The sequence below is a fragment of the Rhodococcus sp. LMD genome (genome assembly GCF_056108245.1).
On record NZ_CM148557.1, the window covers coordinates 4546636 to 4560000 of the forward strand.

The window sequence follows — 13365 nt, forward strand, 5'->3', positions numbered from 1 at the left end:
GTCAGGCACTCACAACCTTGCGGACGGCGGCCTCGATCCGAGCGGCATTCGGCAGCCACGCCTGCTCGAGGACCGGGGAGAACGGCACCGGGGTGTGCGGCGGGGTGACCAGTTCGATCGGCGCCTTCAGTGACCCGAACGCACGCGTCGCAATCAGCGCGGCGACGTCGTGACCGAACCCGCAGCGCGCCGCGGACTCGTCGGCGATCACAACCCGGCCGGTGGAGGCGACGGATTCGAGGATGCCCTCCTCGTCGAGCGGCGACACCGTGCGGGGGTCGACGACCTCGACGGAGATCCCCTCGGCTGCCAGCTTGTCCGCGGCGGTGTTGGCGGCGTTCACCATCGCCGACAGCGCGATGATCGTGACGTCCGTGCCCTCACGGGTGTAGTTGGCGACACCGAACGGGATCGTGTACGGCTCGTCCGGAACCTCGCCCTTGACGTCGTAGAGTGTCTTGTGTTCACAGAACACGACGGGATCGTCGTCGCGAATCGACTGGATCAGCAGGCCTTTGGCGTCGTACGCATTCGACGGGGCGACGACCTTGAGGCCGGGAACGGCGGCGAACACGTTGTACGGTGACTGCGAGTGCTGGGCGGCAGCGGAGAATCCGGCGCCGATCATGCCCCGCACCACCATCGGGGTACGGGCCTTGCCGCCGAACATGTACCGGAACTTCGCGGCCTGGTTGTAGAGCGCGTCGTAGCAGACTCCGAAGAAGTCCATGAACATCAACTCGGCCACCGGTCGCAGCCCGGTCAGAGCAGCGCCGGCTGCCATGCCGATGATCGCGGACTCGGTGATCGGGGTGTCGATGACACGGTCGGAACCGAACTCGGTCCACAGACCCTTCGTCACCCCCAGCACACCGCCGAACGCCTCCACCTTCCCGGACTCGAGCTCCGGATTGGTGCCGGCGTGACCGCCGCGCAGGTCCTCACCGATCTGCACGACCGTCGCGTCCCGCTGCATCTCCTGTGCGAGTGCGGCCTTGATCGCTTCGCGATATGTCGTCTTCGACGTGGTCATTTTCGTTCTCTCTCTCAGTACGACACGTAGACGTCGGTCAGCAGGTTCGTCAACGGCGGATACTCGGCAGCGCGCGCCTTCGTGACGGCGACCTCGACCCGTTCACGAGCCTCGGCGTCGATCGCATCGAGTTCCTTCGCGGTGACCTTCTTGCCGTCGACCTTCGCGCGGAACTTCACCAGCGGATCGTGGGTTCTTCGGAGTTCGGCGACCTGGTCCGCGGTGCGGTACAGCTGGGCGTCGCCCTCGAAGTGGCCGTGCCAGCGGTGTGCCACCGCCTCGATGGTGGAAGGACCGCCTCCCCTGCGGGCGCGCTCGACCGCCTCGCGCGCCGCCTCGTGGACCTCGAAGAAGTCGGTACCGTCGACGGTGGTGGCGGGCATCCCGAACGACGCGGCGCGCGCAGCGATACTCGGTGTGCCGACCGCATAGTCGCGGCCGGTGGCCTCACCGAATCCGTTGTTCTCGATGACGAAGACGATCGGCAACTCGAGCACGACCGCCATGTTCATGGCCTCGAACACGGTGCCCTGATTGGATCCGCCGTCGCCGGTGAACGAGGCCGCGACACCGCCGTTCCCCAGGGTCTTGGCGCTCAGCGCAGCGCCGATCGCCAGCGACGGGGCACCGCCGACGATCGCGTTCGCGCCGAGCATGCCCACCGACAGGTCGGCGATGTGCATCGATCCGCCCTTGCCGTGGCACAGTCCGTCGTTCTTGCCGAAGATCTCGGCCATCATCCCGTCGAGGTCACACCCCTTGGCAATGCAGTGGCCGTGTCCGCGGTGGGTGGAGCCGATGTAGTCGGTGTCGTGCAGGTTCTCGCACACACCGACGGCGATCGCTTCCTGCCCCGAGTACAGATGGATGAACCCCGGGATGTCGCCGGTCGCGTTCTCCTCGTGCAACCGGTCCTCGAACTCGCGGATCTCCGACATCTTCCGATACGCGCTCAGTAATGCACTCTTGTTCAGCGCCATTGCTCTCCTCTACTTTCTGCCTGAGGGCCTGCCGCACAGGGCCGAGCCCCGAGCGTGACGAGACTTCGGGACGGTCCTCGTCTCACGCCGTGTAACCCGGGTCACGAATGTAGGGAGAGGGAGCGAGCCCGCTCAACGTTGCGGCGGATTGCAGCCCGGGCCCGGCACGAACACTCGCGGTCGCAGCCGGGTCGGTTGCCGCACGGAACGCGCGCGGGCTGGATACCGCCCATGGAAAAGCGGGAGAGCACCCGGGAAAGGGGACGGATCGATCCGAGGCCCCGACAGGGTCCCTGCGACGACGACATCGCCGATGGCGCCGATGTGCCGGTTTGCCCGATTCGGTGATGTCCCTGGTGAATACCACGGTTTTCCTGACGAACTCAGCGTTCGATGGCCACCCGGCGCGTAGCGACGGCCGCAGCAGCGAGAATCTGGTGTTTCCGCCGATGCGGTGAACACCGCTGCTACCCGACCGGCCCACGGTCACCCGAGTCTGCTCCCGGACCAGCCCGGGACCGCACCAGCGCCGGGCCCCGGCGCGGGCACGGGATCTACGTCTCCCGCCGCGGCAGCGGATCCGGCAGAGCCGTCCAGCCTGCAGGCCCGGCAAGAAACTCGTCGTCATCGAGGATGCACGCATCCAGTACGTCCTGCAGCCGGGCAGGATCGAGGTCGACGCCGAAGAATGCGATGTCCTGGCCGAAGGCGAGCGATTCCTCCGCGCAGGCGTCGGTGTCGGTGTGCATGGCCGTGAACTGCAACGCGGTGGCACATTGATCCCACAGCACCACCGTGTGGGGGCGCGATGCAAGCTGGCAGAAGCCCACCGCCCGTACCACATTCGCCCCGACAGGCGAGTCCGGACCTGCATCGAACAACGCAGCCAGACGGCCGGGATGAAACGGGCGAAGATTCTGATACCGGGAGGTGGACACCCGTGCGTGGACACTGCGCGGGGCGAAGGTGTCGCTGAGCACGTGCATCCAACCCGCGCGGTTGAGGCTCGCCTCGGCGTCGTCGAATCCGTGCCGATCGAGCGCCAAGGGGGCGTCGGCTCCGAGCAGCACCACCGTCGCCGCCGGGTTCAGGTGCCCGACCAGCGCCACGAGCAGATGGAGATCGTCCACTGCCAGCGATGTCCATGCGGTGAACACCACGACGGTGGCGTGCTCGATCTGCGTCGCGGTCGCCACGAGCGACGCCCCCGGGTTTCGCCTCCGGTACAGGGCAGGGGCAACCAACATATCCCACAATGTCAGGGCGTCGACGGTAGTGACGACCGAGGCGAGGGCGAGGCCCCGGGGATGTTCGTCGCGGGCAGAGACGAATTCGGAGATCACGTGCGGCGCGCCGGCGTCCCCGCGGCACTGCAACAGCGCGTCGGTAGCGGTGACGTCCGCGGCCGAGCGCAGGTGCGGCACGAAGGCGTCGAACTCGACGAGCCGGTCCGCAGCCGACGGGCCCAGAGCGCGGCGCAACGCGACGGCTGCCGCCTGTTGCGTGAAGAAGAGGTGCACGCGCAGATAGCGACATCGGCGATCTCGATCACCATCCGTGCGACCGGGCCGCCGGCGACGGCCAGGGCCGGGGGCATCGTCGGTCCCGTCCCGACCATCGCCACCACGCACCCCGTGGGAGTCGGTGTGCGACGTCGAGCGTGGCCTCGGACCTCGCCCTGCGATTCGTCGACCCCGAGTTCGGCGGCGGCCGCTGTCGCCCTCCCCGGAGTGGGCCGGTGCCGTGGTTCCCAGACCATGAATGGAACTCACAGCGAGTCGAGCAGATCCAGCGCCGTCGGAACGGCGGCCGGTGTCAGCACTCCGAGGCCGAACGAGGCCACCGATGCTCCGATCGGCCGGTGGAGCAAAGAGAACACCGCGATACCCAGCAGGATCAGCCAGGCGCCGACCACCGCGACACGGATCGGCGTGACCCCCAGCAGTGCCCCGATGCTGCAGATCCCGCCCGGCAGCACCCATCTCCAGTGCAGATTGCGCTCACAGAACTCCCGGATGCGCGGGTCGGTTGCGCCCCGGGGCGAGTCCTGCCGGTCAGTGGTCGTCGTAGTGCCCCTCGTGCGCGGCGTGCCGGTGCCCCTCGTGGATGTAGTCCATGTGGTCACCGTGCGGAACGGCCACATGCCCGCAACCCTCGCCATGGGTGTGGTCGTGGCCTGCATGCTCGCGGTGGTCGGTCTCGGTCATCGCAGAACTCCTCCGTCGGGAACCGTCACCCCTCGTCCAGTATCCCACCGCGACCGGGGGCGGACACCCGACTCAAGCACTCACCTCGGGCACTGTTCGCGGGCCGGGACGGAGCGAGGGGTCCGTAGGGCACCGACGCGGCACGCGTCGAAGCGGGACCCTCAGGACGAGACCGGCACGAAGCCCACCACCGCAGCCAGCTCGCGGCATGAGGCCTCGAACAAGTCCCTCAGAGCCACTGACCGCTCTGGACCGACAGCAGCCGGTCCATCGCGTCCGGGGACCACGTGCTCTCGGGCGGTTCGGGCGCCCGGCGGCCCCGGCGCGGGGCGCCGAGTTCGGGGTAGAGGCTGCGGGAGACCTCTCGGGCGGCGTCCACCACGAGGGGTGCGACCCGCTCGAGCTGCGCGGTGCGGGCGTCGCCGCACAGCGAGATCGCGGCGACCGGACCGTCGTGCCCGCGCACAGCGACGGCGACGCACGCGACGCCGCGCACGGACTCGCTGCGCTCGAACGACAGACCGCGCCTCTGCCGGATCCGGCTGAGTTCCTGGTGCAGGGTCGCGAGGTCACCGATGGTGTGCTCGGTGCGGCGGGCCAGGCGCCGCTCGTACAGGTCGTCGACGCGCTCGGGTTCGAGCCAGGCCAGCATCGCCTTGCCACCGGCGGTGGTGTACGCCGGGGCCCGGCCGCCGACCCGCGAGGGCAGCGCCGCGGCGAAGCGGCCGCCGACCTTGTCGAGGTAGACGCTCTCGGCGCCGTCGAGGACGGCGAGGTGGACCACCATGCCAGTCTGCATGTGCAGCTCGTGCAGGAGCGGCGCCGCCGACGCCCGGATCTCCCCGTGGCCACCGTCCCCGCCGCCGAGACCGAGCGCCCGCCGGCCGAGGCAGTAGCCGAAGGATGCGTGGTCGACCCAGTTCAGCTTCACGAGCTGATCGAGGATGCGGTGCACGGTCGAGCGGGGCAGCCGGGTGCGGCAGGCCACCTCCTCCAGCGTCAGGCGCGAGGACCTGCCCTCGAACGCGTCGAGGATGAGCGTCATCCGTTCGACCATCGACGGCGGCACGTCGCGCCGCGGGGCGGTGGTAGCTGTCGGTTCCGTTGCTTCGACGACTGCCATCTGCGGCCTCCCGATACTTCTGCCCCCGGATGGGAGCGGGAAAACTGAAATGAATTCTGAAAGTGTATCAGCTCACTCTCGTCGCCAGTAGTGATCGGCGGCGCGAATCTCCCCCTGCGACCCTGACGCGCCTCGCGTCCGCGGTCGACGCGGATCCCGCTGATCGGAACGTCGGCCGCGACGAAACGATGCCGTCCGGTACAACGGACCGACACCCTCCCAGTCCCGGCAGCGGAGAGGCTCGCATGCGCATCGGAATCGTCAGCCCCGTCGTGGTCCAGCACCCCGGCGTGCACTCACCGTGGGAACGCACCGCCGGCATCGACGACCTCGCCCGGGTGGCCCGAACCGCCGATCTCCTTGGCTTCCACCATCTGACCTGCAGCGAACACGTCGCCGTCCCGGTGGACGTGGCGGCCACCCGCGGGGGCACCTACTGGGACCCCCTCGCCACGCTCAGCTATCTCGCTGCCCGGACGCAACGCATCCGGCTCGCCACTCAGGTGCTCGTCCTGGGTTACCACCACCCGCTCGAGATCGCCAAGCGCTACGGCACCCTCGACGTCCTCAGCGGCGGCCGGCTGACGCTCGGCCTCGGGGTGGGCAGCCTGCGCGAGGAGTTCGACCTCCTCGACGCACCGTTCGAGGACCGGGGCGCCCGCGCCGACGACGCCCTGGCCGCGTTGCGCGCCGCACTGTCCCGACGACTGCCGGAGTACCACGGGTCCTATTACGAATTCCAGAACCTGCTCGTCGAGCCGCACGCCGTCCAACCCCGCGTCCCGCTGTGGATCGGGGGCCGCACGCTGCGCTCGCTGCGCCGCGCCGTCGCCCACGGCGACGGCTGGGTGCCGTTCGGCCTGCCCCTGCCCGACCTGACCGCGATGCTCGGCCGGGTGGACCGCCCGGAGGGCTTCGACGTCGTCCTCGACACCGGTGCGCCCCTCGACCCGCTGGGCGCGCGCGAGCGCACCGCCCGGTCGCTGGATCGCCGTCGCGAGGCCGGCGCCACCGTGGTCGGAGCGACCGTCGCCGCGACCGGCGTCGAACACTACTGCGAACAACTCGAGTGCCTGCGGGCACTCGGCACCGATCTGGGGCTGGACTTCGCCCCGGCCGAACCATCCGAACAGGAGACCCCATGACCGACACCGCAGAGACCGACACCGCAGAACTCGTCCGGTCCCTCCTCGCCCGCGTCCAGCTCCTCGAGGACAAGATCGCCGTCCAGGAGATCGTCACCGCCTACGGCCCGGCCGTCGATGCCGGCGACGCCGACGCGGTGGGCGAACTGTGGACCGAGGACGCCGTCTACGACGTCGACATGCGCACCATGAACGGCCGCAAGGAGATCATGGAGATGGTGCGCACACGGCCGCACCAGGACTACATCCACGAAGGATGCGGACACCTCCTCGATCCCGTGCACATCCGGGTCGAGGGTGACACGGCCGTGGCCACCTGCCATTCGCAGTTGCTGCGCCACGACGAGAACGGCTTCCGGGTCTGGCGCGTGACGGCCAACCGCTTCGAACTCGTCAAGAACGACGGCCGGTGGCGGATCCGCAGACGCACCGCCCGGGTGCTCGACGGCCGCGACGAGTCGCGCGAGCTGCTCGCCCGCGCCGGTCGCTGACCCGCCCCGGACACCGGGAACGGCCGGCACCGAATGTGGGGCCGGCCGTTCCTCGTCCGACGACGTCAGGCGTCGACGGTCGCGTTCTCGAGCGTCGCCCTCGCCCACCGGTAGTCCGCCTTCCCGGCGGGCGAACGCAGCACCTCGGGAACCGGCACGATCGTCTTCGGGATCTTGTACCCGGCGATCAGGGTCCGGCAGTGGTCGGCCAGTTCCGTGGCCGTGGGCGCGTCCACACCGGGACGGAACTGGACGGCCACCGAGACCCGCTCGCCCAGAAGCGGATCCGGGATCCCCGCCACCACGGCGTCGAGGACGGCCGGATGGCTCTTGACGGCTTCCTCGACCTCCTCCGCGTAGACCTTCTCGCCGCCGGTGTTGATGCAGGCCGACCCGCGGCCGAGCACGACGATCGCACCGTCCGGCTCCACGGTGGCCAGGTCCCCGAGCAGGCACATGCGCACACCGTCACGCTCGGGGAACGTCGCCGCGGACTTGTCCGGGTCGTTGTAGTAGCCGAGGGGGACGTGGCCGATGCGGGCGAGGTAACCGATGGTCTCCGAGCCGGGCTCGACCTCGGCCAGATCCGTGTCGACCACCCGCAGCGTCGGCGACGGGGAGATCCGCGCACGGCCGTCGGAGCCGGCGTCGAGGGTGCCGGTCGCGCCCGCCTCCGACGAGCCGAAGGAGTTGCGCAGGTAGACGTTCGGCAGCAGCTCCGCCAGGTGTGCGCGCACACTCGCCGACCACAGCGCCCCGCCGGAGCCGATGACCAGCAGAGAGCTCAGATCGAACTCCGTGCCGCGGGCGGCGACCGCGTCGGCCAGCGGCCGGCTGATGGCGTCGCCGACCACCATCACGATCGCGATCCGGTGCCGGTCGATCAGGCGCAGCGCCTCGATCGGATCGAACGACCGCATCAGCACCTGCTTCGCACCCGTGAACAGCCCCATCAGCACCGAGTACATCGCGGCCCCGTGCATGAGCGGCGCCGTGACGAGATAGGACATCGGGTGCTCGTTGGCCGCGGCGGCCGCGGCGAGATCGGCAGGGCTGCGGTGCGGTTCGCCGTAGGGGTTGCCGCCGGCCAGCGCCGCGAAGTAGAAGTCCTCGTGCCGCCACATCACGCCCTTGGGCATGCCCGTCGTGCCGCCGGTGTAGAGGATGTACCGGTCGTCGCCGTTCCGCGCACCGAAATCCCTCTCCCCCGAGGCGCTCTCCACCGCCTCCGCGTACCGCGCCACGGTCGCGTCCACAGCTGCCGCGGCCTGCTCGAGCGCCGCCGTCTCGGCGCTTCCGACGACGGTGATGTGCCGCAGCCGTGAGGTGTGCGGCACGGCCTGCGCCGCGACGTCGGCGAACTCGTCGTCGACCACGAGTGCCACGAGGTCCGCATCGGTGTAGAGGTGCACGAGCTCGGCACCCACGTAGCGGAAGTTGATGTTCACGGGCACCGCGCGAATCTTCAAGCAGCCCAACATGACCTCCAGGAACTCGAGGCTGTTGCGCATGTGCAGGCCCACATGATCACCTGCCGTCACTCCGACGGCCGCGAGGTGGTGCGCGGCCCGATTGGCGCGCGCGTCGAACTCGGCGTACGTCCGGGACTCGTCCCCGCAGATCAGGGCCGTCCGGTCGGGTATCGCATCGACGACGGCCTCGGTGAGATCGGCCAGGTTCAGAGACATCGCGGGTCCTTCCGGGGTTCGTGGGTGGGGCAGGACGCGCACGACCACGCGATCGTCGCGGGTGTGCCGCGGATCACAGCAAATTCAGTAGAACATATTCCTGTTCCGGGATCAACGGCCGGATGATGACGCGAAGGCCAGGCCCCACGGTTGCCTGCGGACTTACGGGAACACCCTCGGCTCGCGAGAGTGCGGCCGGAGAACACCCTTGTGCAGGTACTAGAATGAATACTAGTTTTCAGTCACCGTTCTGCACTCCCGCACGGACCCAAGGAGCCCATCATGACCCAGAACCTGACCCTCGACGGCCGCGCCGCCGTCGTCACCGGAGCAGGCGCCGGCCTCGGCCGTGCCGAAGCCCTCGCCCTCGCCGACGCCGGGGCCGCCGTCGTCGTCAACGACATGGGCGCCGCCGCCCACGACGTCGTCGACGAGATCCGCGCCGCCGGAGGCCGCGCCGTCGCCGTCACCGGCGACGTCTCGGACTGGGCGCTCGGCGAGGAACTCGTCCGCACCGCGGTCACCGAGTTCGGATCGATGGACATCCTGGTCAACAACGCCGGCATCCTGCGCGACAAGATGATCTTCAACCTGTCCGAGTCGGACTGGGACGACGTGATCCGGGTGCACCTCAAGGGCCACGCTGCGACGTCGCGCGCCGCGGCCGTGCACTGGCGGCAGGCGTCGAAGGACGCGAACGGCCCCGTCTACGGCCGCGTGATCAACACCTCCTCCGAGGCGTTCCTGTTCGGCTCGGCCGGGCAGCCCAACTACTCGGCCGCCAAGGCCGGCATCACCGCCCTGACCCTGTCGACCGCCCAGGGCCTGTCGCGGTACGGGGTGCGGGCCAACGCCATCTGCCCGCGCGCCCGCACGGCCATGACTGCGGACGCATTCGGCGAGAACAACACCGGCGCGTCGGGTCTGGACCCGCTCGCGCCCGAGCGAGTGGCCACCCTGGTCCGGTACCTCGCCTCCCCCGCCTCCGACGAGGTCAACGGTCAGGTCTTCGTCGTGTACGGCAAGATGGTCGCGCTCATGGAGGCCCCCAAGGTCGAGCACCGCTTCGACGCCGCGGGCTCCGCGTTCACCGTCGACGAACTCGGTGACCAGCTCTCGTCCTACTTCTCCGGTCGCGGCCCGTACGAGACCTACGCCGCCTACAGTGTGGCCGAACTGGAGAAGGTCGCGCTCGCCACGGGCGACCCCGTCGGCGCATGAGTGGAAGGGACGTGGCCGTGAAACTGCGCGGGAAGACCGCCGTCGTCACCGGCGGTGCGGGCGGGATCGGCCGCGCGGTGACCCGCGTGTTCGTCCGCGAGGGCGCCCGCGTGCTGTTCGTCGACGTCGACGACGATCGGGGGCGCGCGCTCGAGTCCGAGCTGACCGGGGCCGGCGGTGAGGCGAAGTTCCTGCAGGCCGACATCTCCCGGCGCGAGAGCGCGGACCAGATCCGCGACGCCGCCGTCGCGGCGTTCGGCGGCATCGACATCCTGGTCAACAACGCGCACGCGTCGCGCCAGGCACTGCTGGTCGAGCACACCCCGGAGATGTTCGAGCTGTCGTTCGGCACGGGGTTCTACCCCACCGTGCACCTCATGCAGGCCTGCTACCCGCAGCTCAAGCAGGCCCGGGGTTCCGTCGTCAACTTCGGCTCCGGGTCCGCCCTCGACGGCATGCCGACGCAGACGTCGTACGCGGCGGCGAAGGAGGCGATCCGGGCGGTCAGCCGGGTGGCCGCGAACGAATGGGCCGCCGACGGCATCCGCGTCAACGTCGTGTGCCCGTTCGCCGCGACCGAAGGCGTGCAGGCCTGGCAGCAGGCGTTCCCCGACCGGGCGGCCGCCGCGGCGGCGAAGGTGCCGTTGCAGCGCATCGGCGACCCGGAGACGGACATCGCGCCGGTGGTGGTGTTCCTCGCCTCCGACGACTCGAAGTACATGACGGGGCAGACGCTGATGGCCGACGGGGGCAGCATCAAGCTGCGGTGAGCGGGGTTCTCTCGCGCCGGGTTCCATCGCACTGAGTGGGACACCCGATCGACAGGGGCGGTGCCGCGTGGAAATCTGCGTCCTACAGGCCCGCCGGCCGGTGTCGTACCCGGCCGGCGGGCCGCATCCATATCCGGTCTGCCGCACGGCAGCCACGTCCGTACCGTCCGAGAGAGGGTTTCGACCGCATGGCTTCCTCCTCCCCGCTCTTCCGCCCGCTCCGTGTGCGTTCGCTCGAGTTGGCGAACCGCATCGTGATGTCACCGATGACGCGGTCGTACTCGATCGACGGTGTGCCGGGTGAGGACGTCGCCGCCTACTACCGGCGGCGGGCCGCGGGTGGGACGGGCCTGATCGTCACCGAGGGTGTCGCCATCGATCACCCGACGGCCGTGGACAATCCGCGTGTTCCGCGCATGCACGGCACCGAGGCACTCGCGGGGTGGCGCCGGGTCGTCGACGAAGTACACGACGCCGGGGGCCGGATCGTCCCGCAGTTGTGGCACGTCGGACCGTTGTGGGGCGCGATGAGCGCGGTCGATCCCGCACTGAAGCCGATGCGTCCGTCGGGCAGCTGGGGCACCCTGGGCATCACCTCGTACCCGGAGGACTACGTCGCGTGGGCCACCCGGCCGACGGAGGCGATGACCGAGCAGGACATCGCCGACGTGATCGCGGCCTACGCTCGCGCCGCCGCCGCAGCCGCCGAGGCCGGATTCGACGGCATCGCGCTGCACGGCGGGCACGGCTACCTGCTGGACTCGTTCCTGTGGGAGGGCACCAACACCCGGACCGACGCGTGGGGCGGTGACCTCGAGCGGCGCACCCGATTCCCCGCGGCCGTCGTGGCGGCCATCCGCGCCGAGATCGGCGACGATCTGCCCATCGTGTTCCGCTTCTCGCAGCACAAGCAGCAGAACTACACCGCGCGCATCGCCGAGACGCCCGACGAGCTGAAGGTGATCCTCGGCGCTCTCGTCGAGGCCGGCGTCGACATCCTCGACGCGAGCATCCGCCGTTTCGACACCCCCGCCTTCGAGGGCAGCGACCTCTCGCTCGCCGGCTGGGCCAAGCAGCTGACGGGCGTGACCACCATGGCCGTCGGCAGCGTCGGCATCGGCAAGTCGCTGCGGGAGAGCCGGATCAGCGGCTCGGCACCGATCGACGACAACGTCCACGAGGTGGAACGACGGATCGACAGCGGCGAATTCGACCTGATCGCCGTCGGCCGCCTGCACCTGGCCGACCCGGCCCTCGCGACCACCCTGCAAGCCGGGGGGCCGCTGCCCGAATTCGACCGCGCGATCCACGAAGCGTCGCTGACCTGACCCGAACGGGGCGGGTGCGCGGCGGTGACGACAGGAGGCCTCCATGGGATCCTCGTTCCCCGAGCAACTTTCCGCTGTGCTCGATCGGCAGCGCCGGACGCCGTCCACGGCGTCGGCCACCGATCCGGGCCACCGGGTCCGGCCCGTCCGCGCCATGATCGATCTGCTCGTGCAGCACCACAAGCCGCTCACCGAGGCGGTCCACGCCGACTTCGACGGACAACTGCCGACCCACGTGGTCATGGACGACATCCTCACGTCCCTGACGGCACTGCACCGGGTGCGGGAGTCGTTGGAAGGCTGGGGTAGCGCCGGTCGGCCCACCTACCGGATACCCGGGCCGTCGGGGGCGCTGTGGCACTGCGGCCCGCACCACGACGCCGGGACGGTGGCCATCGTGGGAAGCCGCACCGCACCCCTGTTCTCGCTGCTGGGACCGTGGGTCAGCGCGATCGGCACCGGCCACCGCGCCGTGCTGATGCCGGCCCACGGGCTGCCGCGCACGGTGCGAGTGCTGGCGGACGCCGCCGAGTCCCTCCTCGACCCCGCCCACATCGCGGTGCTCGTCGGGATCGAGAACCACGACGATCAGATCACCGCCGACCGCTTCGACCACGTCGTGGTCACCGGCGAGCACCACGCGTCGCCGCCCGGCGGGACCGCGACGACGTCCGTGCTGCGCCCCGGCGCTGCGGGACCGGTGAGTCCGCACCGGCGCACGTTCGCCGACGCGCTTGCGACGACGTACGCCGTGCTGCTGCCCGCCGTCACCGACCACCCCGGTCTCGTCGTGACCGTCGCCGACCACCCGGGCAGCTGCCCGGTCCTGCGCTTCACCCGCCCCGGAGCGGCCTCGTCGCCGACCGATCAGTGGGACGACGAGCGCGCGCCGGACGTCGAGCGATGGAGAATGCCCGCATGAGCAGCCCACTCGAGGATCGCCTCGCGCTCACGGACGTCGTCGCACGGTACGCCCGTGCCGTCGACCGCCGCGAGCCGGCCGTGCTGCGTTCGCTCTTCACCGACGACGCCGAGTTCGTGCAGCCGCCCGGGCTGGTCCGTCGCGGACACGACCCGGTGCTCACCGGTGCCGGACCGATCGCCGACGGGGTGCTCGCCGCGGTCGCGCACCTGCACTCCACACGCCACGTCCTCGGCCAGCACGTGATCGACCTCGACGGCGACCGCGCCCGGGGCGAGCTGTACTGCGAGGCGCACCACGTGTACCCGAGCGGCGACGGCTACCGGGACTACACGGTGTCCGTCCGCTATCGGGACGAGTACCGGCGCGAGCCGGACGGCTGGCGCATCTCGCGCCGGGAACTGGTCGTCGATCTCACCGCCGACCGTGAAGTGACGTTGCTCCGATCCGAGTGAGG

Annotated in this window: 13 protein-coding genes and 1 pseudogene; 7 read left to right on the top strand and 7 right to left on the bottom strand. The window is 70.1% G+C overall.

Translation table 11 applies throughout. The annotated features are described in order from the left end of the window. Position 1: 1 nt before the first annotated feature. The 6 genes and pseudogenes from ACWPQI_RS20700 to ACWPQI_RS20725 form a co-directional block, all read right to left on the bottom strand. Complete coding sequence (locus ACWPQI_RS20700; protein WP_010593457.1) at positions 2 to 1033, bottom strand: alpha-ketoacid dehydrogenase subunit beta; 1032 nt, start codon at positions 1031 to 1033, stop codon at positions 2 to 4. 14 nt (positions 1034 to 1047) lie between these two features. After that, positions 1048 to 2013: a thiamine pyrophosphate-dependent dehydrogenase E1 component subunit alpha gene (locus tag ACWPQI_RS20705; RefSeq protein ID WP_010593458.1), complete on the bottom strand. Its 966-nt coding sequence runs from the start codon at positions 2011 to 2013 to the stop codon at positions 1048 to 1050. A 554-nt stretch (positions 2014 to 2567) separates the two neighbouring features. After that, positions 2568 to 3533 (bottom strand): GTP-binding protein, encoded by a 966-nt coding sequence (locus ACWPQI_RS20710; RefSeq protein ID WP_474738482.1) that lies wholly within the window; start codon positions 3531 to 3533, stop codon positions 2568 to 2570. Between the two features lie 248 nt (positions 3534 to 3781). Continuing rightward, entirely contained in the window at positions 3782 to 3991 is a 210-nt protein-coding gene (locus tag ACWPQI_RS20715; RefSeq protein WP_010593460.1) for a hypothetical protein, read from the bottom strand. Positions 3992 to 4067: 76 nt separating this feature from the next. Further along, positions 4068 to 4196: pseudogene (locus ACWPQI_RS20720) on the bottom strand (zinc transporter permease); the annotation flags it as partial. 253 nt (positions 4197 to 4449) lie between these two features. Next, entirely contained in the window at positions 4450 to 5343 is an 894-nt protein-coding gene (locus ACWPQI_RS20725; protein ID WP_010593462.1) for an IclR family transcriptional regulator, read from the bottom strand. A 245-nt stretch (positions 5344 to 5588) separates the two neighbouring features. Between ACWPQI_RS20725 and ACWPQI_RS20730 the strand changes: the two genes are divergently transcribed. Next, complete coding sequence (locus tag ACWPQI_RS20730) at positions 5589 to 6488, top strand: TIGR03619 family F420-dependent LLM class oxidoreductase (protein WP_040275007.1); 900 nt, start codon at positions 5589 to 5591, stop codon at positions 6486 to 6488. After that, positions 6485 to 6979 (top strand): nuclear transport factor 2 family protein, encoded by a 495-nt coding sequence (locus ACWPQI_RS20735; RefSeq protein ID WP_010593464.1) that lies wholly within the window; start codon positions 6485 to 6487, stop codon positions 6977 to 6979. The genes ACWPQI_RS20730 and ACWPQI_RS20735 overlap by 4 nt, the downstream gene beginning before the upstream one ends. Positions 6980 to 7044: 65 nt before the next feature. Here ACWPQI_RS20735 and ACWPQI_RS20740 read toward each other — a convergent pair whose 3' ends face one another. Then, positions 7045 to 8667: an acyl-CoA synthetase gene (locus tag ACWPQI_RS20740; RefSeq protein WP_040275002.1), complete on the bottom strand. Its 1623-nt coding sequence runs from the start codon at positions 8665 to 8667 to the stop codon at positions 7045 to 7047. Between the two features lie 282 nt (positions 8668 to 8949). Here ACWPQI_RS20740 and ACWPQI_RS20745 point away from each other — a divergent pair, with 282 nt between their 5' ends. The 5 genes from ACWPQI_RS20745 (at position 8950) to ACWPQI_RS20765 (ending at position 13363) form a co-directional block, all read left to right on the top strand. Next, a complete protein-coding gene (locus ACWPQI_RS20745; RefSeq protein WP_010593466.1) occupies positions 8950 to 9888 on the top strand; it encodes a 3-oxoacyl-ACP reductase in 939 nt (312 codons plus the stop codon). 17 nt (positions 9889 to 9905) lie between these two features. Further along, on the top strand, positions 9906 to 10658 hold the full coding sequence (locus ACWPQI_RS20750) for an SDR family NAD(P)-dependent oxidoreductase (RefSeq protein WP_026137560.1): 753 nt from the start codon (positions 9906 to 9908) through the stop codon (positions 10656 to 10658). Between the two features lie 188 nt (positions 10659 to 10846). Further along, positions 10847 to 11986, top strand: coding sequence for an oxidoreductase (locus ACWPQI_RS20755; protein ID WP_017679832.1), 1140 nt, complete (start codon positions 10847 to 10849; stop codon positions 11984 to 11986). Between the two features lie 43 nt (positions 11987 to 12029). Next, a complete protein-coding gene (locus tag ACWPQI_RS20760) occupies positions 12030 to 12908 on the top strand; it encodes an aldehyde dehydrogenase family protein (RefSeq protein WP_191902475.1) in 879 nt (292 codons plus the stop codon). Next, positions 12905 to 13363, top strand: coding sequence for a nuclear transport factor 2 family protein (locus tag ACWPQI_RS20765; protein ID WP_010593471.1), 459 nt, complete (start codon positions 12905 to 12907; stop codon positions 13361 to 13363). The genes ACWPQI_RS20760 and ACWPQI_RS20765 overlap by 4 nt, the downstream gene beginning before the upstream one ends. Positions 13364 to 13365 lie beyond the last annotated feature (2 nt).